Origin of the sequence: Streptomyces cyaneochromogenes (assembly GCF_003963535.1) — a bacterium.
In the GTDB taxonomy this organism is placed as follows: Bacteria; Actinomycetota; Actinomycetes; order Streptomycetales; family Streptomycetaceae; genus Streptomyces; species Streptomyces shaanxiensis.
In genome coordinates, this window is the sequence record NZ_CP034539.1 from 5,545,791 (window position 1) to 5,566,111 (window position 20,321).

General features: G+C 71.5%; 19 protein-coding genes. 14 read left to right on the plus strand and 5 right to left on the minus strand.

Annotated elements, in window-relative coordinates:
* The first annotated feature begins 43 nt into the window (after positions 1-43).
* Complete coding sequence (locus tag EJ357_RS25190; RefSeq protein WP_126393856.1) at positions 44-1,141, plus strand: helix-turn-helix transcriptional regulator; 1,098 nt, start codon at positions 44-46, stop codon at positions 1,139-1,141.
* Here EJ357_RS25190 and EJ357_RS25195 read toward each other — a convergent pair.
* Complete coding sequence (locus tag EJ357_RS25195) at positions 1,050-2,087, minus strand: helix-turn-helix transcriptional regulator (RefSeq protein ID WP_126393858.1); 1,038 nt, start codon at positions 2,085-2,087, stop codon at positions 1,050-1,052. The genes EJ357_RS25190 and EJ357_RS25195 overlap by 92 nt on opposite strands.
* Entirely contained in the window at positions 2,084-3,055 is a 972-nt protein-coding gene (locus tag EJ357_RS25200; protein WP_228472592.1) for a helix-turn-helix transcriptional regulator, read from the minus strand. Before EJ357_RS25200 ends, EJ357_RS25195 begins: the two co-directional genes overlap by 4 nt.
* Positions 3,056-3,207: 152 nt before the next feature.
* On the opposite strand from EJ357_RS25200, the gene EJ357_RS25205 reads away from it, so the two are divergent.
* The gene (locus tag EJ357_RS25205) at positions 3,208-3,411 is read left to right on the plus strand and encodes a hypothetical protein (protein ID WP_175647220.1); all 204 of its coding nucleotides are present in this window, start codon (positions 3,208-3,210) and stop codon (positions 3,409-3,411) included.
* A 5-nt stretch (positions 3,412-3,416) separates the two neighbouring features.
* Positions 3,417-3,752 (plus strand): Rieske (2Fe-2S) protein, encoded by a 336-nt coding sequence (locus EJ357_RS25210; RefSeq protein ID WP_031482824.1) that lies wholly within the window; start codon positions 3,417-3,419, stop codon positions 3,750-3,752.
* Positions 3,753-3,927: 175 nt separating this feature from the next.
* On the opposite strand, the gene EJ357_RS25215 is transcribed toward EJ357_RS25210, so the two are convergent.
* Positions 3,928-4,341 (minus strand): pyridoxamine 5'-phosphate oxidase family protein, encoded by a 414-nt coding sequence (locus EJ357_RS25215; protein ID WP_126393862.1) that lies wholly within the window; start codon positions 4,339-4,341, stop codon positions 3,928-3,930.
* Between the two features lie 118 nt (positions 4,342-4,459).
* On the opposite strand from EJ357_RS25215, the gene clpB reads away from it, so the two are divergent.
* Together clpB and EJ357_RS25225 are read left to right on the plus strand one after the other, a co-directional pair.
* Positions 4,460-7,057, plus strand: a complete 2,598-nt coding sequence (clpB, locus tag EJ357_RS25220; protein WP_126393864.1) for an ATP-dependent chaperone ClpB — start codon at positions 4,460-4,462, stop codon at positions 7,055-7,057.
* A 141-nt stretch (positions 7,058-7,198) separates the two neighbouring features.
* On the plus strand, positions 7,199-7,723 hold the full coding sequence (locus EJ357_RS25225; protein ID WP_126393866.1) for a YbjN domain-containing protein: 525 nt from the start codon (positions 7,199-7,201) through the stop codon (positions 7,721-7,723).
* Between the two features lie 9 nt (positions 7,724-7,732).
* Here the strand turns inward: EJ357_RS25225 and EJ357_RS25230 are convergent, their stop codons facing one another.
* Together EJ357_RS25230 and EJ357_RS25235 are read right to left on the minus strand one after the other, a co-directional pair.
* On the minus strand, positions 7,733-8,935 hold the full coding sequence (locus tag EJ357_RS25230) for a hypothetical protein (protein WP_126393867.1): 1,203 nt from the start codon (positions 8,933-8,935) through the stop codon (positions 7,733-7,735).
* A 105-nt stretch (positions 8,936-9,040) separates the two neighbouring features.
* On the minus strand, positions 9,041-10,252 hold the full coding sequence (locus tag EJ357_RS25235; protein ID WP_126393869.1) for a pyridoxal phosphate-dependent aminotransferase: 1,212 nt from the start codon (positions 10,250-10,252) through the stop codon (positions 9,041-9,043).
* Between the two features lie 184 nt (positions 10,253-10,436).
* Between EJ357_RS25235 and EJ357_RS25240 the strand changes: the two genes are divergently transcribed.
* The 9 genes from EJ357_RS25240 to EJ357_RS25295 all read left to right on the plus strand — a co-directional run bounded on the left by EJ357_RS25240 (position 10,437) and on the right by EJ357_RS25295 (position 20,186).
* The gene (locus EJ357_RS25240; RefSeq protein ID WP_126393871.1) at positions 10,437-11,003 is read left to right on the plus strand and encodes a hypothetical protein; all 567 of its coding nucleotides are present in this window, start codon (positions 10,437-10,439) and stop codon (positions 11,001-11,003) included.
* Positions 11,004-11,856: 853 nt separating this feature from the next.
* Positions 11,857-12,414, plus strand: a complete 558-nt coding sequence (locus EJ357_RS25250; RefSeq protein WP_126393875.1) for a DUF2617 family protein — start codon at positions 11,857-11,859, stop codon at positions 12,412-12,414.
* Between the two features lie 134 nt (positions 12,415-12,548).
* Positions 12,549-14,192 (plus strand): polyamine aminopropyltransferase, encoded by a 1,644-nt coding sequence (locus tag EJ357_RS25255; protein ID WP_126393877.1) that lies wholly within the window; start codon positions 12,549-12,551, stop codon positions 14,190-14,192.
* Positions 14,193-14,322: 130 nt separating this feature from the next.
* Positions 14,323-15,192 carry an SRPBCC domain-containing protein gene (locus EJ357_RS25260; protein ID WP_126393879.1) on the plus strand — a complete coding sequence of 290 codons (870 nt, stop codon included), beginning with the start codon at positions 14,323-14,325 and terminating at the stop codon, positions 15,190-15,192.
* 177 nt (positions 15,193-15,369) lie between these two features.
* Positions 15,370-16,167: an aldose epimerase family protein gene (locus EJ357_RS25270; RefSeq protein ID WP_126393882.1), complete on the plus strand. Its 798-nt coding sequence runs from the start codon at positions 15,370-15,372 to the stop codon at positions 16,165-16,167.
* Positions 16,168-16,189: 22 nt separating this feature from the next.
* On the plus strand, positions 16,190-16,738 hold the full coding sequence (gene pyrE / locus EJ357_RS25275) for an orotate phosphoribosyltransferase (protein WP_126393883.1): 549 nt from the start codon (positions 16,190-16,192) through the stop codon (positions 16,736-16,738).
* Positions 16,739-16,887: 149 nt separating this feature from the next.
* Positions 16,888-17,910 carry a class II fructose-bisphosphate aldolase gene (gene fbaA / locus EJ357_RS25280; protein WP_126393884.1) on the plus strand — a complete coding sequence of 341 codons (1,023 nt, stop codon included), beginning with the start codon at positions 16,888-16,890 and terminating at the stop codon, positions 17,908-17,910.
* Between the two features lie 71 nt (positions 17,911-17,981).
* Positions 17,982-19,445: an MFS transporter gene (locus tag EJ357_RS25285; protein ID WP_126393885.1), complete on the plus strand. Its 1,464-nt coding sequence runs from the start codon at positions 17,982-17,984 to the stop codon at positions 19,443-19,445.
* 327 nt (positions 19,446-19,772) lie between these two features.
* Positions 19,773-20,186 carry a DUF3151 domain-containing protein gene (locus EJ357_RS25295; RefSeq protein WP_126393887.1) on the plus strand — a complete coding sequence of 138 codons (414 nt, stop codon included), beginning with the start codon at positions 19,773-19,775 and terminating at the stop codon, positions 20,184-20,186.
* Positions 20,187-20,321 lie beyond the last annotated feature (135 nt).

Consider the following 20,321-nt stretch of genomic DNA (forward strand, 5'->3'; position numbering starts at 1 on the left):
GGGCGAGCCGGCGAAAGAGGCAAGGACCGGGGGTGGATGGGCGATGGCCGGGCACGGGACGGAGGAGCATCCACACGGTGCCGACCGACTGTGCGAGGCCGGGGATCGCGTGTATTCCCGGGCCGTACGGCGCGGCCGTGTGCCGCGCCGGGACGCCGAGCAGGTGCCCTGCCTGCTGGAACTGGCGCTGCTGCACCCCGACCCCGACGACATGGACTGGCTGGTGCCCACCTCCCCGCAGGAGGTCATGACGCGGCTGCTGCGCGGGGTGTACGACGAGGTCAGCGCGAGCCAGCGGCGGGTGGGCTCGGCGGTGGCCGCCTTCGAGTGGTACGCCGGGCTCGGTCCCCAGCAGCGGCAGGCGTCCGGCGCGGAGGGCGCGGCGATCCGGGTGCTGGACGGCTCCTCCCGCATCCAGGGGGCGCTGGACGCGGCGACGGAGGCGTGCACGGCGGAGGTGCTGACCGTGCAGCCCGGCGGCATCCGTCCTGAGCACGAGCTGACGGAGGGTCTGCACCGGGCGCTGGCGCTGCGGGGGCGGGGCGTGCGGATGCGCGACCTGTACACGCACGTGGCCCGGCACGGCCAGGGCCTGCTCAACTACCTGGAGCTGATGGGCGATTCGGTCGAGGCCCGCACGCTGGACGAGGTGATCGACCGGCTGATCCTCTTCGACCGCACGGTGGCCTTCATCCCGGCGAACGCGGACCGCACGCTGGCCCTGGAACTGCGCCACCCCGCCCTGGTGAACTACCTGGTGACGGTGTTCGAGCGCCTGTGGCGCCTGGCCATCCCGCTGACGGCGCCCCTCCCCGACACCGGCATCGAGGGCATCTCCCACCGCGAGCAGTCCATTGCCGCGCTGCTCGCCGAGGGCCATCAGGACGCGGTGATCGCGGAGCGGCTCGGCATAAGCGTGCGGACCTGCCGGGCGCACATCGCGCGGCTGTCGGAGACGCTGGGCGCGGCGAGCCGGACGCAGCTCGGGGTGCGGATCGCGCACGTGGGCCTGGACCGCCCGCGGGCGTCGTCGTCCGAGGCGGCGGTGATCAGCGTTGCCGGGGTGCCGGGGGTTCCCGGCGCGCCGGGGGGTCCTGGGATGCCCGGGGTTCCTGGTCAAGGATCCCCGACTGGCCTATGAGATAGCCGAGTTGGGCCCGGCTCTCACTGCCCAGCGTCGCCGCGAGCTTGGCGATGTGGACGCGGGCGGTGCGGATGTTCATGCCGAGGCGGCCGGCGATGACGGCGTCGGTGTGGCCCTCGACCAGGAGGCTCGCGATGGCGCGCTGGCGGGGGGTGACGCCGTTGAGGGTGGGCTGCTGGACGGCTTCGGGGTGCATGGGGGTGGCCAGGCGCCAGAGGCGGTCGAACACCGTGACCAGGTAGTCCACCAGTGCCGGGTGGCGGACTTCGAGGGCGAAGGTGCGGTCCTTGTTGGCGGGGATGAAGGCGACGGTCCGGTCGACGACGATGAGCCGGTCGGTGACCTCGTCGAGGGTGCGGGCCTCGGCATCGCCCCTGAGTTGCTCGTAACGCGCCATGACCAGCGGCCGGTGGCGCTGCGTGTGCTGGTAAAGGCTGCGGATGCGGGCCCCGCGGTCCAGCAGGGCCTGGTCGCGGTCGAGCGCGAGGGCCTGGGCCGTCTCGGTGCGCGCGTCGTTGTGGTGCGTGGTGGGCTGGATGGACAGGAGTTCCCGGGACGCCTCGGTCATGGCCTCGCTGATGGCCTTGTTGATCCGCTCGGTGCCACTGAGCGTGATGATCGCCGGGTTGTCCGAGGTCGCCGAACGGTTGCACTCGATCCGCATGAGCGGTTCGAACATGTCGGCCAGCACCTGTTCACGTCGCCGTTCGTGCGCGATGCGGTCCGCGGAGGCCCGCAGCAGCCGGTGGAGCGCGACGGCGGGGGTGACGGGCTCCAGCCATTCGAGGTCCTCGACGGCCGGCTGGAGCAGGCCGAGATCGACCAGACACGCCGTACCGTCCGCCTGCCCGTTACGCACGCGCCCTTCGCGCAGGGCGCGTGCGTACAGGCCCATGCCGGCCTCGCACGGTTCGTCCACGCCATGCGTGTGTGCCTCGGTCACGGGTGGGAGTCGTCCCCCTGCGCGTGATCCTTGTCCAGGATCCCCGACTGGGCGATGAGATAGCCGAGCTGGGCCCGGCTGCCGCTGCCCAGGGCCGTGGCCAGCTTGGCGATGTGGGCCCGGCAGGTGCGCACGTTCATGCCCAGGCGGCGGGCTATGGCCTCGTCGACATGGCCCTCCACCAGGAGTTTGGCTATCGAGTGCTGGATCTCGCTGATGCCGTCCGGGTCGGTCTCGTAGGGCGTGCCGGCCTGCAGAGGTACCGCGCGGGACCACATGAACTCGAAGACCTTGATCAGGTAGCGCACCAGGCCCGGGTGCCGGAGCTCCAGGGCCACCTGACGGTCGTCCCGTATGGGGATGAAGGCGACGGTCTCGTCGCAGATGATGAGGCGCTCGACGAGCTCGTCGATGGTGCGGTACTCCACCTTGCCGTCGGCGAACCGGTCCATATAGGCCAGCCGGTCGGGGATGTACCGGGCCGTGTGCTGGTAGAGGGTCCGGATCCGCACCCCGCGGTCGATCAGCGGCTTGTCGCGCTCCATTGCCTCCAGGAGCCTGTTCTCGGGGCTGCGGTGGCCGCTCGGCTGGACCGCGAGTACCTCGGTCTGGCACTGGGCCGTCGCCAGGTCGAGTGCCGTGTTGATGCGGTCGAGGCCCTCCAGCACCGTGATCGCGTGGGTAGGGGCGGTGTCCTGGGCGCCCAGGGCCATGAATGGCTCGAAGGCTTCGGCGAGTGCGATGGACATCCGGCGCTGCTCGGTGATCTCGCGCTCGATGGGGTTGAGCCGCTGGGCCAGGGCGACCGACGGGGGAACTGGACGCAGCCATTTCGCATCATCAGGATCGGGGTGAAGGAGGGCGAACTCCATCAGACATGGAGCAGGCTCGACATCCGCCCGCAGAATGCGCCCCGTGCGCAGGGCGCTCGCATAGAGGCGGCCGCCTTCCTCGCACAGCTCGGTCATCGCATGGGGATGTGTCGCCTTTGTCCCATTTGTTTCCAAATCTCCACCCCCCAGGGTCCTGAACATGCAGGAACATGATGCACCGATCGTGTGGCCATGATGTGCCTGAATGAGCCATCGTCTTATCCGACGGGGGAAGAGGGGACCTTCAAGTGAGGACGAAGCCGACTATGCGTAAGAGAATGCTTCGCTCGGTACTTGTTGCCGCCTTCTCCGCCGTTGTGGCCTTCGGAACGCTGGCCGGCCTCTCCGGTGCGAAGAGTGACGTGCACAAGGTGAGTGATGCTCGGTCTGTGGTCGTCGCGGCCGACGGCGACAACGGGCCGGTCGTCCCTCTGGACACCAGGTGGGACTGATCGCGATGACCACTCCTCCTGATGATCGCTCCTTCCGCCGGGAAATGGCCACCGCCTACCGCTCCGGCTGGCACTTCATCGACCTGGTCACCGCGATCCCCCACCCCGGTGACTCGCTGATGGTGACCGTCTTCGGAGAGCCGGTCGTCGTGACGCGGGACGACGAGGAGGACGTACGGGCCTACCGGTGTCTGCGGCGGCCTCGGGGGGCGCCGCAGCCTGTCCGGTGCGCCATCCGGTACGGAATGATCTTCGTCAACCTGGATCAGCGTGACCACCGGCTGGTGGAGCCGGAGGCCCCGGCCCCAAGGACCATCTCAGCCACCCCCCGCAGTGCCTGACGCGATTCCCCCGTCGTAACAGATCGCTCAGGTGCTTCCCCCCGCAGCGGCGTCACCGTGACCTGAACACGGTGACGCCGCTGCAGTTTTCTGGGGACATTTCCCGGTATCCGTCCGTTCTGCCGGTGGCTGAAACCGGGCGCCCGGTATTCAGCCACCTCTCCCGGCAGTCCGGTCACACCCGCCCCATCGCCCGGGTCAGCTCGATCTCGATCACCACCCGGTCGGGATTGGGCGTCGGCGTCCGCCCGTACCGCTCCGCGTACCGCCGCTCCGCGTCCCCGACCCGCTCCGGCTCGGTCCGGACGTACGCCCGCCCCTCCAGCGTCGCCCACCGTCCGCCGTCCACCTGGCAGACCGCGACGCGTGCCCCGTCCGGGCCGGCGGCCAGCACATGGCGCACCTTGACGCTCGACTTGAGCGTGATCACCCGAGCAAGCCGCGCCTCGGGGTCGTATGTCACTCCGACGGGCACGACGTGCGGGGAGCCGTCCGGGCGCAGGGTCGTCAGGGTGCACAGGTGCCTCTGCTGCCAGAAGGTGAGGTACGGCGCGTCCGGCGCGCCAGGATCCTGGGGGTGAGCTGCCATGGCCCGGAACCTAGTCGCAGCAAGCCTCCTTCCACTACCTTGAGCGGAATAGACTCAACTTTGTGTACGCTGACGCAGTCAGTACGGGAGACGCTGACGCCAGGAGGAGAAAGCGAACGTGGACGCCGAGCTGACCAACAGGAGCCGGGACGCGATCAACGCGGCCAGCAACCGTGCCCTGACCGAGGGACACGCGGACCTCACCCCAGCCCACCTGCTGCTGGCTCTGCTCCAGGGCCAGGACAACGAGAACATCGTCGATCTGCTGGCGGCCGTCGAGGCCGACCAGGCCGCCGTGCGCGCCGGCGCCGAGAAGGTGCTCGCCGCGCTGCCCAGCGTGACCGGCTCCACGGTGGCGCCCCCGCAGCCCAACCGTGAGCTCCTCGCCGTGATCGCGGACGCCCAGGCGCGGGCCAAGGAACTCGGGGACGACTACCTCTCCACCGAGCACCTCCTCATCGGCATCGCGGCCAAGGGCGGCCAGGCGGGTGACGTGCTCACCCAGCAGGGTGCCGGTGCGAAGAAGCTGCTGGACGCCTTCCAGAAGGCACGCGGCGGGCGCCGGGTGACCACGGCCGACCCCGAGGGGCAGTACAAGGCGCTGGAGAAGTTCGGCACCGACTTCACGGCCGCCGCGCGGGAGGGGAAGCTCGATCCCGTCATCGGGCGGGACCAGGAGATCCGGCGGGTCGTGCAGGTGCTGTCCCGCCGTACCAAGAACAACCCCGTCCTCATCGGTGAGCCCGGCGTCGGCAAGACCGCCGTCGTCGAAGGGCTCGCCCAGCGGATCGTCAAGGGGGACGTGCCCGAGTCGCTCAAGGACAAGCGGCTCGTCGCGCTCGACCTCGGCGCCATGGTCGCCGGGGCCAAGTACCGCGGTGAGTTCGAGGAGCGGCTGAAGACCGTGCTCGCGGAGATCAAGGACTCCGACGGGCAGATCATCACCTTCATCGACGAGCTGCACACCGTCGTGGGCGCCGGGGCCGGCGGCGACTCCGCCATGGACGCCGGGAACATGCTCAAGCCCATGCTGGCCCGCGGTGAGCTGCGGATGGTGGGCGCCACGACCCTCGACGAGTACCGCGAGCGGATCGAGAAGGACCCGGCGCTGGAGCGCCGCTTCCAGCAGGTGCTGGTCGCCGAGCCCACCGTCGAGGACACCATCGCGATCCTGCGCGGGCTCAAGGGGCGCTACGAGGCCCACCACAAGGTCCAGATCGCGGACAGCGCGCTGGTGGCCGCCGCCACCCTCTCCGACCGGTACATCACCTCTCGCTTCCTCCCGGACAAGGCCATCGACCTCGTCGACGAGGCGGCCTCCCGGCTCCGTATGGAGATCGACTCCTCCCCCGTGGAGATCGACGAACTCCAGCGCGCCGTCGACCGGTTGAAGATGGAGGAGCTCGCGCTGGAGAAGGAGACCGACCCGGCCTCGCGCGAGCGCCTGGAGCGGCTGCGCCGTGACCTCGCCGACAAGGAGGAGGAGCTGCGGGGCCTGACCGCCCGCTGGGAGAAGGAGAAGCAGTCCCTCAACCGCGTCGGTGAGCTGAAGGAACGGCTCGACGAGGCGCGCGGGCAGGCCGAACGCGCCCAGCGCGACGGCGACTTCGACAGTGCCAGCAAGCTGCTCTACGGCGAGATCCCCGCCCTGGAACGGGACCTGGAGGAGGCCTCGCAGGCCGAGGAGGAGGCCGCCAAGAGCACGATGGTCAAGGAGGAGGTCGGCTCCGACGACATCGCCGACACCGTCGCCGCCTGGACCGGTATTCCGGCCGGGCGCCTCCTGGAGGGCGAGACGCAGAAGCTGCTGCGCATGGAGGAGGAGCTGGGCAAGCGGCTCATCGGGCAGACGGAGGCCGTGCAGGCGGTGTCCGACGCCGTGCGCCGCACCCGCGCCGGCATCGCCGACCCCGACCGCCCGACCGGCTCCTTCCTCTTCCTCGGCCCGACCGGCGTCGGCAAGACCGAACTCGCCAAGGCCCTCGCCGACTTCCTCTTCGACGACGAGCGGGCGATGGTCCGCATCGACATGTCGGAGTACGGCGAGAAGCACAGCGTGGCCCGGCTGGTCGGCGCGCCCCCCGGATACGTCGGCTACGAGGAGGGCGGCCAGCTGACGGAGGCGGTGCGCAGGCGGCCGTACAGCGTGGTCCTGCTCGACGAGGTGGAGAAGGCGCACCCCGAGGTCTTCGACATCCTGCTGCAGGTGCTGGACGACGGGCGGCTGACGGACGGGCAGGGCCGTACGGTCGACTTCCGCAACGCGATCCTGGTGCTGACGTCGAACCTGGGCAGCCAGTTCCTGGTCGACCCGATCACCAGCGAGGCGGAGAAGAAGGAGCAGGTGCTGGAGGTGGTCCGGACCTCCTTCAAGCCCGAGTTCCTCAACCGGCTGGACGACCTGGTCGTCTTCTCGGCGCTGAACAAGGACGAGCTGGCCCGGATCGCCCGGCTCCAGATCGACCGCCTCGCCAAGCGGCTCGCGGAACGCCGCCTCACCCTGGAGATCACCGACGAGGCGCTGGCCTGGCTCGCCGACGAGGGCAACGACCCGGCCTACGGCGCCCGCCCGCTGCGCCGCCTCGTCCAGACCGCCATCGGCGACCGCCTCGCCAAGGAGATCCTCTCCGGCGAGATCAAGGACGGCGACACGGTCCGGGTGGACGCCTTCGGGGACGGCCTGATCGTGGGGCCCGCGACCGGAAAGACGCTGTGATTTGCGGGTACCCGGTTGTTCCGGGTACCCGGATGGCCTGATCGGATCGAGTCAGCCGACGGCTGACAGGCCCGGCGGGGCTTGCCACCCCCCTCCCCGCATGGGGGAGGATGACGGAATCCGTACGAAGGGAAAATCACGGTGAGCATCGACCCGTCCTCGATTCCGAACTTCGGGGGGCAGCAGCCGCAGTCCGGGCCGCCGCCCGGCCCCGTAGTCCCGGATCAGGACCTCGTGAAGCAGCTCCTCGACCAGATGGAGCTGAAGTACGTCGTCGACGACGAGGGTGACCTCGCGGCGCCGTGGGAGCAGTTCCGTACGTACTTCATGTTCCGTGGCGAAGGTGACCAGCAGGTCTTCTCGGTGCGGACGTTCTACGACCGGCCCCACAAGATCGACGAGAAGCCCCAGCTTCTGGAGTCGATCGACGACTGGAACCGCCGGACGCTGTGGCCGAAGGTCTACAGCCACACGCACGACGACGGCACCGTCCGCCTGATCGGCGAAGCACAGATGCTGATCGGCACCGGCGTGAGCCTGGAGCACTTCGTCTCGTCGACGGTCAGCTGGGTGCGGGCCGCCATCGAGTTCGACAAGTGGCTCGTCGAGCAGCTCGGCCTCGAGCAGGAAATCAACGACGCGGAGAAGCCCGAGGAAGAAGAGTAGGCATCTCCGTCACGGCGCCACGTCGGCCGTCATGGTCACGAGCACGCCGTATGTGAACGAGAGCCCGGCAAGGGCCGCGACCAGCACGGACGCGCGCCATGGCCGGGCTTTCGCCGTCCGTGCGAGCACCCCCGCGAGCGGCAGCAGGAGGGGGAAGGCGGGCAGGATGAAGCGCGGCTTGGACGCCACGTAGCCGGAGCCGCCCACCGCGATCAGCAGCAGGACGCCGCTGTAGACCAGGAGGGGCAGGGGCGCGCGGTCGGCGAGCAGCCGCCAGAACAGCAGGACGGCCGCCGCCACGATCACGAACGCCATGGCGAAGATCAGAAGGTGGCGGAGTTGGGCGCCGTGCACGAGCAGGTGCTTGACGAAGCGCACGGTGTGCAGGCCGAAGTCGAAGCTCGATCCCCACAACCGCTGCACCTCGAAGTACCCGCCGAGCGTGTCGCCCGTGCGCCGGCCGACCCACAGCACGTACGAGCCCCAGCCGAGCGGCGCGAGCGCGGCGCCGATCCACAGCCTGTGGGAAACGCCGTCGCCCCGGCGGCGGGCGCGCCAGACCTCGTAAGCCGCCGCGGCGACCACGGCCGCCGCGACCGCGAGCCCGTTGGGCCGGGTCAGTCCCGCGAGAGCCGCGAGGGTGCCCGCCCACAGCCACCGCCCGGTCAGCACGGCGTACAGCGACCAGGCCGCGCACGCGGTGAGCAACGGCTCCGTGTACCCCATGGACAGCACGATCGAGTGCGGCAGCAGGCCCCAGAGCACCACCAGCGCGACGGCCACCGCCCGCCCGCGCAGCAGATTGCCCACCGCGTAGACGCCCCAGGCGGCGACGGCCGCCGCGAGCCACGCCACCACCAGCCCCGCCGCCCCGCCGCTCAGCGGGGTCAGCTCCGTCACCGCCCGCACCAGCGCCGGGTAGAGAGGGAAGAACGCCAGGTCGTTCGCGAGGACACCGGACGCCATGCGCAGGGTGAGGCCGTACCCCTCCGAGGCGATCGACAGGTACCAGTGGGAGTCCCAGGACCGGCCGAGCACCGCGAGTGGCAGCCTGCCGTCGCTGCGGGCGGCCAGGGCGAGCACGACCGCCCCGGCCAGCCGGGCGACCACGAACAGGCCGATGGCGATCCCTGCCGCCGGGAGGGAGATCCGGGGACGGACGCGTCCCTGGGTACGGACGGTGACGCCGTCAGAGGCGCTGATATGAGTCATATCAGCAAATTTGCTGGGGAAGGGTGTACGCGGTGTCGAGGCGCGTCCGGGCGGGCACGGAAACGCGCGCTTTGGCGTAGCAGCGCGCTGTCGGCGGCCGCCGCGCTACGCCAGCGTCTTCAGGCGCCGCACCGCCTCCTCCAGGACGGTGGTCTGCTTGCAGAACGCGAACCGCACGAACGGCGCCCCCGCCTCCCGGTGGTCGTAGAAGACCGCGTTGGGGATGGCGACGACCCCGGCGCGCTCCGGCAGGGCGCGGCAGAAGGCGAAGCCGTCCGTCTCGCCGAGGGGGCGGATGTCGGTGGTGATGAAGTAGGTGCCGGCGGGCCTGAACACCTCGAACCCCGCCTCCGTCAGCCCTGCGGCCAGCAGGTCCCGCTTGGCCAGCATGTCCTCGCGGAAGGCCGCGAAGTAGCCGTCGGGGAGGGCGAGCGCCTCGGCGACCGCGTACTGGAACGGCCCCGACGACACGTACGTCAGGAACTGCTTCGCCGACCGTACGGCCGTGACCAGCGCGGACGGGGCGGTCACCCAGCCGACCTTCCAGCCGGTGAAGGAGAACGTCTTGCCGGCCGACCCGATCGTCACCGTCCGCTCGCGCATGCCCGGGAAGGTCGCCAGCGGCAGGTGCTCGGCGTCGTCGAAGACGAGGTGCTCGTACACCTCGTCGGTGACCACGAGCAGGTCGCGCTCCACCGCCAGCTCGGCGATCGCCGTCAGCTCCTCGCGGGTGAGGACCGTGCCGGTGGGGTTGTGCGGGGTGTTGATCAGCAGCAGGCGGGTGCGGTCGGTGACGGCGGCCCGCAGCTCGTCCAGGTCGAGCCGGAAGCGCCGGTGCGCCTCTGCGTCGCGTGACTCCTCGCCCGGCCGCAGGGTGACCGGCACGCGGGTCCCGCCGGCCATCGCGATGCAGGCCGCGTACGAGTCGTAGTACGGCTCGAAGGCGATCACCTCGTCGCCGGGCTCCAGCAGGGCCAGCAGGGCGGCGGCGATGGCCTCCGTGGCGCCGGCGGTGACCAGGACCTCCGTGTCCGGGTCGTACGACAGCCCGTAGCGCCGCTCCTGGTGCGCGGCGACGGCGGTGCGCAGCTCGGGGACGCCGGGGCCCGGCGGGTACTGGTTGCCGCGCCCGTCGCGCAGCGCCCGTACCGCCGCCTCACGGACCTCCTCGGGCCCGTCGGTGTCGGGGAAGCCCTGGCCCAGGTTGATGGAACCCGTCCGCAGGGCCAGCGCGGACATCTCCGCGAAGATCGTCGTTCCGAACTCGGCGAGCCGGCGGTTGAGCAGGGGGCGCGAGGTGGAGGTCATGCCGGTCATCCTGCGCTCAAGCTCCGGCGTTCCTCAACTCACGTCCACGGACGAGCACGAGATCGGTGGTCCAGGGGCGGCTCCGCCTCCTCGGAGGGGTGCGTAGAGTACCTGCGGTCATCGATGGGAGAAGACGTTGGACGCGGTCGAGTTCCCTCTCAGCGCTCGGGTGCGTGGAGCCTGGCGGTGGCTCGTGGCCACGAGCGCGGCGGGCGCCGTACTCGTGGGAGCCGCCGTGGCGTCCGTGGTCGCCGACGCCTTGGGGTGGATGTCGGTGCCGCGGACGGTCCAGGCGGGCCTGGTGCTGGCGACGCTGTTCGTGCTGCCCGTCGTATGGGTGGGAGTGCACGCCGTGTGGGTGCTGCGCGGGCGGGCCGAGCTGTTCGTCGCCGCCGAAGAGCACCCGCGGCGGCGTCCCACCGACCGGCAGTTGTTCAACCACCTGCGCAACGAGCACCCGCTCACGCCCCTGTGGTGGATGGTCGCGGTCCTCGGCGGCCTCGGCACGCTCTGCCTCGGGTTCGCGCTTCCGTTCGCCCTGGCGGACGGCGCCGCAGGCGCCGGTGTCCTCCTCGGGGCCGGGCTGGCCGTGTCCCTGGCCGCCCTGGCCCTGGCCGTGCCGGGTATCCGCCGCGCCGCCCGCCAGGGCGCGGAGGACGAGAAGCGGCGTACCGAGCTGTGGTCCCTGCCCACCGCCGTCGAACGCCGGCTCATGATCCCCCTCCTCGGCGCCGGCGACGGGGCACACCTCGGAGCCTGACCAGCCGTGGGCCCCTGAGCTGCGCTTCTGTGCAGGTCAGGGGTCGTTCCTCCGTTCGAACCCTCTGAAGTTCCTCAACTCTGCTTTGGGCCGTGAGGCGGCCGGGCATCTGACTCGCACGCACCGAGCGGGAGGCGCCCACGGGGGGACACCTCGGTCCGCTTCGGGGGAACGGAAGGAGCTGACGCCATGGTCACGATCTTTATCGGGGCGCTCGTCGCAATGTTGTTCGTGGTGATCGTCGTGTCCATCGCCCGCGCGGGCGGACGTTCGGGCCACCGTTCGTCAGCGCGCCGGAGCAGCTCGTACGACAGCGGAAGCGGCGGCTGGTGGGCCGGCGGGGGAGACAGCTCGGGGGGTTCGTCCTGCGGGGGCAGCTCGTCCTGCGGAGGCGGGTCGTCGTCCTGCGGAGGCGGAGGCGGAGGCGGAGGCGGAGGCGGGGGCGGATGCGGTGGCGGAGGCAGCTGACACGGGGCAGCTGAGCTCCCCGAGCAGGGGGAACCGCATCCGTACGGAGCGGGGCCGGTACCTGGGACCGGCCCCGCTTTCCTGTTCCCCGTACGGTCGTCCGACGGGGCTCAGGGCGAAGATTTCCGCGCCCCGGCGTACGCCGGAGTTGAACAGTTGAGCTGATAAGCCCTCTGAGGGATGGAAAGCCCACGAACTTGGGTAAAAACGCTGTGGCGGCGCCACAGTTCATGATTCAGTTAATCTCCCCAACGCAGCCCCTCGGACGTCCTGCGGAGACCCTTCTGACCGGCCGACCGGGCTGACCGGGCCGACTCCCGGTGTCGGCCGGGGGTGCGCCGGAGACCGAAACCTCCCTCTCTTTGCGTGCTTGCGGAGCCGACCCATGCTCACGACCCTGAACACCGCCTATACCGACACGCGCGCGGCCGACCTCGCCTGGGCCCTGGGGCGGGAGCCGCTGCCCGCGCTGGCCACGTTGGATCTCGAACTGACCGGTGCGAAGCTCCAGTTGAGGCTGCTCGGCGCGTCCCATCAGGTGCTGCTGGAGGAGGAGCGGGGCGACTGTTCGGAGACGGTGGCCTGTATGACCGGCAGCAGCACGCCGCTTCCCCTCGGCGTGGCCAAGCGGGCGGGCGACTGGGAGTACGAGTTCGCGGCCCGGGTGGAGATCCTGTCGCCGGGTCAGTTCGCGGGCCGCGCCCAGGAGTTGCTGGCCCTGGTCGCCGACCACCCGCACGGCCTCGCCGGCGTGTTCCCGGGCAGCCCGCACGCGTTCACCGCGCTGCTCGCCCAGTACCACGAGGGCCAGGTCCACTGGCGGACGTGGCACGCGTACCCGCAGGACGGGCAGTTGGTGGCGACGCGGACGCGGGTGGGGGTGAGGGTACCGGCGGCCGCCGTTCGGCGCCGGACGGGGAAGTTCAGCCCGTCCGGCGTTTGAGGACGAGGCCCTTCGGGCCGAAGCGGGGGTCTGGGGGCGGCAGCCCCCAGTAACGGTCACACAAACGTGCCGCGCCTCAACAACACACGTGTGGGTGACCCAGCGTGCCGGAGGCCTAACGTACCGTCGGCAACGTGATCGACCCGCACGCACCCGCACCACCCGGAGCCCCGCCCCCCTGGCCCGGCCCGGCGCGACTGCCGGTGCGGCCGGGCACCGGACGGTTCCTGGTCCTCGCGTGCGTCTTCGTCTGCGCCGCCTGCGGACTCGTGTACGAACTCGAACTCGTCGCCCTCGCCTCGTACTTGATCGGCGACTCGGTCACCCAGGCCTCCGTCGTCCTCTCCGTCATGGTCTTCGCGATGGGCATCGGCTCCCTCGTCGCCAAGCGCCTGCGCCCGCGCGCCGCGGCCGGCTTCGGCGCCATCGAGGCCGTCCTCGCCCTGGTCGGCGGCTGCAGCGCGCTCGCCCTGTACGCCGTCTTCGCCTGGACCGGCGACTGGGGCGGCATCTGGGCCGACGGCCCCCGCTACCTCCTCGTCGCCTTCTCCCTCACCATCGGCCTGCTGATCGGCGCCGAGGTACCGCTGCTGATGGAGCTGATCCAGCGCATCCGGCGCCAGGACGCGGGCGGCGCGGTGGCCGACCTGTTCGCCGCGGACTACGTCGGCGCGCTGGTCGGCGGCCTCGCCTTCCCCTTCCTCCTCCTGCCCCTGCTGGGCCAGTTGACCTCGGCCCTGATCACCGGCGCCGTCAACGTCGTGGCGGGCGGCGCGCTGGTCCTCGGGCTGTTCCGGGGGGACCTCACCCGCCGGGCCCGCTGGCTGCTGGTGATCGCCAACGTCACGGTGCTCGGCGTCCTCGCCTCCGCCGCCGTACTCGTCGACGACTTCGAACGCGCGGCCCGGCACGCGGTGTACGGGCGGGACGTACGGGTGGCGCTCCAGACGGACGTCCAGGAGGTCGTCATCACCGGCGGCACGCACGGCCGCCCGCTCGACCTCTTCCTCGACGGCCGCCTGAGGGTCAGCGGCCAGGACGCGCGCCGGTACCACGAGGCGCTGGTCCACCCCGCCATGAGCGGCGAGCACACGCGCGTGCTGATCCTCGGCGGCGGGGACGGGCTGGCGGCGCGCGAAGTGCTGCGCCATCCCGAGGTGCACCGGGTCGACGTCGTCGAAGTCGACGCCGGGGTGGTGCGGTTGGCGCGCAGCGACCCCGCGCTGTCCGAGCTCAACGGGCATGCGTACGACGACACGCGCGTCCACGTCATGACAGGCGACGCCTTCCACTGGCTGCGCGGGGCGCCGCCGGCGACGTACGACGTCGTGATCTCGGACCTGCCCGACCCCGGCATCACCGCCAGCACGAAGCTGTACTCGCAGGAGTTCTATGCCCTCGCCCGCCGCGCCCTGACCCGGCACGGCCGCCTCGCGGTGCACGCCGGGCCGGTCTCCGCCCGCCCCCGTGTCTTCTGGACGGTCGACACGACCCTGCGCGCCGCGGGCCTGCGCACCGCCCCCTACCGCGTCACGGGCCACGACTCCGGCTTCGCGTCCGGCCCGGACCGCACGGCGGGCCCCACGCGGGCGCCGCACGACTGGGGATTCCTCCTGGCCGGCCAGGGCGAGCGGCCGGTGCTGCGGCTCCGGCAGGGGCAGGGGGCGCCGCGGCTGGGGACGTTGACGCAGGTGGGGCTGGTGGCGGGGGCGCGGGCGGCGGAGGGGACGCGGGTCGGGGGGTTGGGGGCGTCGACGTTGGTGCATCCGCGGTACTGACGGGGGTGGGACGGGAAGGGGGCCGCGTGGTGGGGGCGGGCGGGGAGGATACGCCCGGCGGGAGTGCGGGTGGGGCGAATCCCCGGATGCATGGGTGCGTTTCGCGCCGTGCTGGGTAGGCTCGGTGACCATGGAGCATGAGGTGTTCGTTCCGGTTGTGGCCGAGCGGCTCAGGGAGGTCCTGGCCGACCCCGCGCGGGTCGCCCGGGCGGTTCCCGGGCTCCAGCAGGACGCCGGCGCCGAGCCCGTGACCGGGCGGCTGAAGATGCGGATCGGCGGTCACACCATCACGTACCGGGGGGTCGTACGGCTCTCCGAGCGCGCGGACGGTTCGTACGCCGTCGAGGGCGACGCGACCGAGGCGCGCGGTACCGGCTCGGTGAAGCTCGCGCTCACGCTGCGGCTGGTGGATGCGGAGGGTGGCTCCGCGGTGCGGTTCGAGGGAGCGGCCTCGGCGGACGGTCGGGTCTCGGAGTTGCCGGGGGAGGCGGTCGGGGCGGCCGTGACGCGGCTGCTGAGCCGGTTCGTGGAGAACCTGGGAGCCGCGGCGGGGGAGGAGCGGGTGGAACCCGAGCCTGAGGCTGCACCTGCGGCTGAGCCGGGGCCTGGTCGGGGCGGGGACGCGTCTGTGGAAGACGTGGAGGAGTCCCTGGCGCCCGGGGAGTTCGAGCCGCGGGTGACCAGCGAGTTCGAGACGACGCCGGATGCCGATGACGCGGCTGCGCCTGCGCCGGAGCGGGAGCGGGCGCAGGCGCCTGTGGGCGGCGAGGGCGAAGGTGACGGTGAGGCGCCCGTCGCCGAGGCGGCGCATGCTCGGCGGACGATGATCGGGCGCAGTGCGGAGGAAGTGGACCATGCGCCGCCTCGGGGGCGGTATGCGCCGGTTCCCGCGCCGCAGACGGTCGCGCCCAGCTCCACGTTGCGGTGGGCGGCTCCGGCGGCGGCGCTGGTGGTGGCTTCGGCGATCGTGGTGGGGCGGATGTTGCGGCGGCGTCGCTGAGGGTTTCCTCGCCCCCGCCGCCCCTACCCGTCCCGTCCCTGGGGGCTGCCGCCCCCAGACCCCCGCTTCGGCCCTTGAGGAACCTCGTCCTCGAACTCTCCCCCAGAGGGGGCACCCCCGACGGGCTGAATTTGCCTTGGCCGGTGTCCTCTTGATCACCCCAGTAGGGTCGGTCCCGTGAGTAGCGAAGACATCACGCTGACCGCGGGTGACGCGGAGGTGGACGTGCTGCCGGGGAACGGCGGGCGGGTCGGGGGGCTGCGCGTCGGGGGCACGGAGTTGTTGCGGCAGGGGGAGCGGTTCGGGTGTTTCCCGATGGTTCCCTGGTGCGGGCGGATCCGGGACGGGCGGTTCCTCGACGGTGCCGTCGTGCGGCAGATGCCGCTCAACGCGCCGCCGAACGCCATCCACGGCACCGCGCGGGACGGCGTCTGGAACGTCGCCCGGGTCGCCGACGGCGAGGCCGTCATCACCTACGACCTGGTCGAGCCGTGGCCGTACGCCGGCCGGGTCACCCAGGTCGTCGCGCTCACCCCGGACAGCCTCAGTCTCACCATGTCCGTCGAGACGTACGACGCGTCGTTCCCGGCCCAGATCGGCTGGCACCCCTGGTTCAACCGGAACCTCGGCGGCGACGGAGCCCAGGACGTACGGCTCGATTTCTCGCCCGCCTGGCAGGAGGAGCGCGGGGCCGATCACCTTCCGACCGGGAACCGGATCGATCCCGAGCCCGGCCCCTGGGACGACTGCTTCGGCATGCCCGGCGGCGTCGACGTCACCCTCACCTGGCCGGGGCAGCTGGAGCTGAAGGTCGGCAGCCGGGAGGAGTGGGTCGTCGTGTACGACGAGCAGGAGGCCGCCGTGTGCGTCGAGCCGCAGACCGGGCCGCCCAACGGGCTGAACACTCTGCCTCGCCTGGTCACGCCCCTGGAGCCACTGGAGGCGACGACCGTCTGGAGCTGGCGGCGGCTGTGAGCGGGGCCCTTAAGCTGGCCGCATGACTGACGTACGCGACGAGCTGCTGCAACAGATCAAGGACAAGGCCGTGGTGCGCGGCAAGGTGACCCTGTCGTCGGGTCTGGAGGCCGACTACTACGTAGACCTGCGGCGCATCACCCTCGACGGGGAGGCGGCCCCCCTGGTCGGGCAGGTGCTGCTCGACCTGACCGCCGATCTTGAGTTCGACGCGGTGGGCGGGCTGACCATGGGCGCCGACCCGGTCGCCGGCGCCATGCTGCACGCCGCCGCCGCGCGCGGGAAGCGGCTCGACGCCTTCGTCGTACGGAAGGCGGCCAAGGCGCACGGGCTGCAGCGGCAGGTCGAGGGGCCGGACATCGCGGGGCGACGCGTGCTCGTCGTCGAGGACACCTCCACCACCGGGGGCTCGCCGCTCACCGCCGTCGAGGCCGTGCGGGCCGCCGGCGCCGAGGTCGTGGCCGTCGCGACGATCGTCGACCGGGCCACCGGCGCCGCCGAGAAGATCCAGGAGGGGGCCGGTGTGCCGTACCTCTTCGCCTACTCCAAGGACGAGCTCGGTCTCGACTGACGGACAGGGCCGAGGGGCGCTCGGAGCATCCCGGTTCGTCTGGAAAGATGGGGCCGACGATGACGTCACACCCCCCAAGGTCTAGGTCAGGGCCGTAAGCAGAACGCCGTACGCAGTACGTCAACCCGCACACTCCAAGGAGCGGACAGATGCCCATCGCAACCCCCGAGGTCTACAACGAGATGCTCGACCGGGCGAAGGCAGGCAAGTTCGCCTACCCGGCCATCAACGTGACCTCCTCCCAGACCCTGCACGCGGCCCTGCGCGGTTTCGCGGAGGCGGAGAGCGACGGCATCATCCAGATCTCGACGGGTGGCGCCGAGTTCCTGGGCGGTCAGCACAGCAAGGACATGGTCACCGGCGCGGTCGCCCTGGCCGAGTTCGCGCACATCGTCGCCAAGAAGTACGACATCACCGTCGCCCTGCACACGGACCACTGCCCGAAGGACAAGCTCGACGGGTACGTACGTCCGCTGCTCGCGATGTCCGAGGAGCGCGTCGCGCGCGGTGAGAACCCGCTGTTCCAGTCGCACATGTGGGACGGTTCGGCCGAGACCCTCGCCGACAACCTCTCCATCGCGCAGGAGCTGCTGGAGCGCGCCCGCGCCGCGAAGATCATCCTCGAGGTCGAGATCACCCCGACCGGTGGCGAGGAGGACGGCGTCTCGCACGAGATCAACGACTCGCTGTACACGACCGTCGACGACGCCATCCGTACGGTGGAGGCCCTGGGCCTCGGCGAGAAGGGCCGCTACCTGCTCGCCGCCTCATTCGGCAACGTCCACGGTGTCTACAAGCCGGGCAACGTCGTGCTCCGCCCCGAGCTGCTGAAGGAGCTGAACGAGGGCGTGGCCGCCAAGTACGGCAAGGCGTCCCCGTTCGACTTCGTCTTCCACGGCGGCTCCGGCTCCACCGAGCAGGAGATCGCGACCGCGCTGGACAACGGCGTCGTCAAGATGAACATCGACACCGACACGCAGTACGCCTTCACGCGTCCGGTGGCGGCCCACATGTTCCAGAACTACGACGGCGTCCTGAAGGTCGACGGCGAGGTCGGCAACAAGAAGACCTACGACCCGCGCACCTGGGGCAAGCTCGCCGAGGCGAGCATGGCCGCGCGCGTGACCGAGGCCTGCTCGAACCTGCGCTCCACGGGTACGAAGATCAAGTAACCCGCGTTCTGAGCGACGAGCCCGGTGCCACGGCACCGGGCTCGTCGTATGCGCGGGTGTATATGTGGGGCATGCCCGATGTCAGGCTGGCCTCGCCGCAAGGCAAGTGGATCCTGCTCACCACCATCCTCGGCTCCAGCATGGCCATGCTGGACTCGACCGTCGTCAACGTCGCCCTCCCGCGCATCGGCGAGGATCTGGACGCCGACCTCGCGGCACTCCAGTGGACGGTCAACGCGTACATGCTCACGCTGGCCGGGCTGATCCTGCTGGGCGGCTCGCTGGGGGACCGGTACGGGCGGCGCCGGATCTTCGTCATCGGGGTCGTGTGGTTCGCGGCCGCCTCGCTGCTGTGCGGGCTCGCACCGAACGCCGGGGTGCTCATCGCGGCCCGGGCTCTGCAGGGCGTCGGAGGGGCGCTCCTCACGCCGGGGTCGCTCGCGCTCATCCAGGCGTCCTTCCACCCCGACGACAGGGGTCGGGCGGTGGGTCTGTGGTCCGGGTTCGGGGGGATCGGCGCCGCGGTCGGCCCCTTCCTGGGCGGCTGGCTGGTGGACGGGCCGGGCTGGCGCTGGGTGTTCCTGCTCAACGTCCCGCTGGCCCTGCTGTGCGCGCCGATCGCCGTACGGCACGTCCCCGAGTCGGGGGGCGGCGGCAAGCACGGCCGCTTCGACGTGCTCGGCGCGGTCCTGGGCGCCCTGTCCCTCGCCCTGGTGACGTACGCGCTGATCGAGGCCCCGGAGGGCGGGCTGGTCGTGGCGGTGACGGCGGTGACGGGCGTGGCCGCGGGCATCGCCTTCGTGGTCGTCGAGAAGCGCCGCCCCGACCCGATGATGCCGCTCGACATCTTCGCGTCCCGCCAGTTCACCGCGGTCAACCTCGTCACCCTGTGCGTGTACGCGGCCCTCGGCGGCTTCTTCTTCCTCGCCGCGCTCCAGCTCCAGGTCGTCTCCGGCTACTCGGCCCTGGGCGCCGGTACGGCCCTCCTCCCGACGACCGCCCTGATGCTGCTGCTCTCCGCCCGCTCCGGCGCTCTGGCCGACCGGATCGGCCCGCGCATTCCGCTCACCGTCGGCCCCCTGCTGTGCGCGGCCGGCATGCTGCTGATGCTGCGGGTCGGGCCGGACGCCTCCTACGTCGCCGACGTACTCCCCGCCGTCCTCGTCCTGGGCTTCGGCCTGGTCACCCTGGTCGCGCCCCTGACCGCCACCGTCCTCGCCTCCGTGGACGTCTCCCGGGCAGGGCTGGCCAGCGGCATCAACAACGCGGCGGCCCGCGCGGCCGGCCTCATCGCCGTGGCCGCGCTACCGCTGCTGACCGGCATGGGCCAGGAGGCGTACCGCTCACCGGACGCCTTCGACGAGGCCTTCGACCAGGCCATGGCCCTGTGTGCGGGGCTGTTGGCGGCGGGAGCGGTTGTCGCCTTCGCGACCGTACGCCGCCTGCCCCCGGACTGCACCCGGCCCGAGTGCCGCACGCATGGTGGGGTGATGGCGCCGCCGTTGGAGGGGGTGCGCAGTGGGCGGCGGTTGTAGGGCGAGGACCCTCGGCGGGGGCCTGACGGTTGCGGGCCGGGAGGGTTTTCGCCCCCGCCGCCCCTACCCTTCCCGTCCTTCTGGGGCTCCGCCCCAGACCCTGCTCCTCAAACGCCGGAGGGGCTGGATTTCGCCGGGCCAGGCAATTTCAGCCCGTCCGGCGTTTGAGGACGAGGCCCTTCGGGCCGATGCGGGGGTCTGGGGGCGGCAGCCCCCAGGGACGGGACGGGTAGGGGCGGCGGGGGCGAGAGAACCCGGCGGGTCGCGTAGGCGCCTCGTGCCGCACCCGGACCTGCCGAACCCGGCCCATGGGCCAGACTGGACCTCATGGCCATTCACGAAAACCTCCTCGGGGGCCCGCCCCCGACCCACCTCCCCGACGACCCCGGCCCGCGCGACCTGCTCGCCACCGGCACCGCCCCCGCGGACGTCGCAGCGAAGTACCCCACCTCCTCGCTGGCCTGGGCCCAGCTGGCCGACGACGCCTTCGAGCGCGGCAGCGTCGTGGAGTCGTACGCCTATGCCCGTACGGGCTACCACCGCGGCCTGGACGCCCTACGCCGCAACGGCTGGAAGGGCCACGGCCCCGTCCCCTGGGAGCACGAGCCGAACCGCGGCTTCCTGCGCGCCCTGCACGCCCTCGCCCGCGCCGCCGGAGCGATCGGCGAGCAGGAGGAGTACGAGCGCTGCACGCAGTTCCTGAAGGACTCCTCGCCGACGGCGGCCCAGACGCTGGGCTAGACAGCCCCCAGCGGAAGCGACTGCCGCCAGGGCCCGCCCGGCCGATGTGACCAGGCGGGCCTTGCGAGGTCCCGGGGCGATCCCTGAGGATGCCGGTGGGGACCGGGGCCCCTTTGCCGATAACGGCAGGGCGGA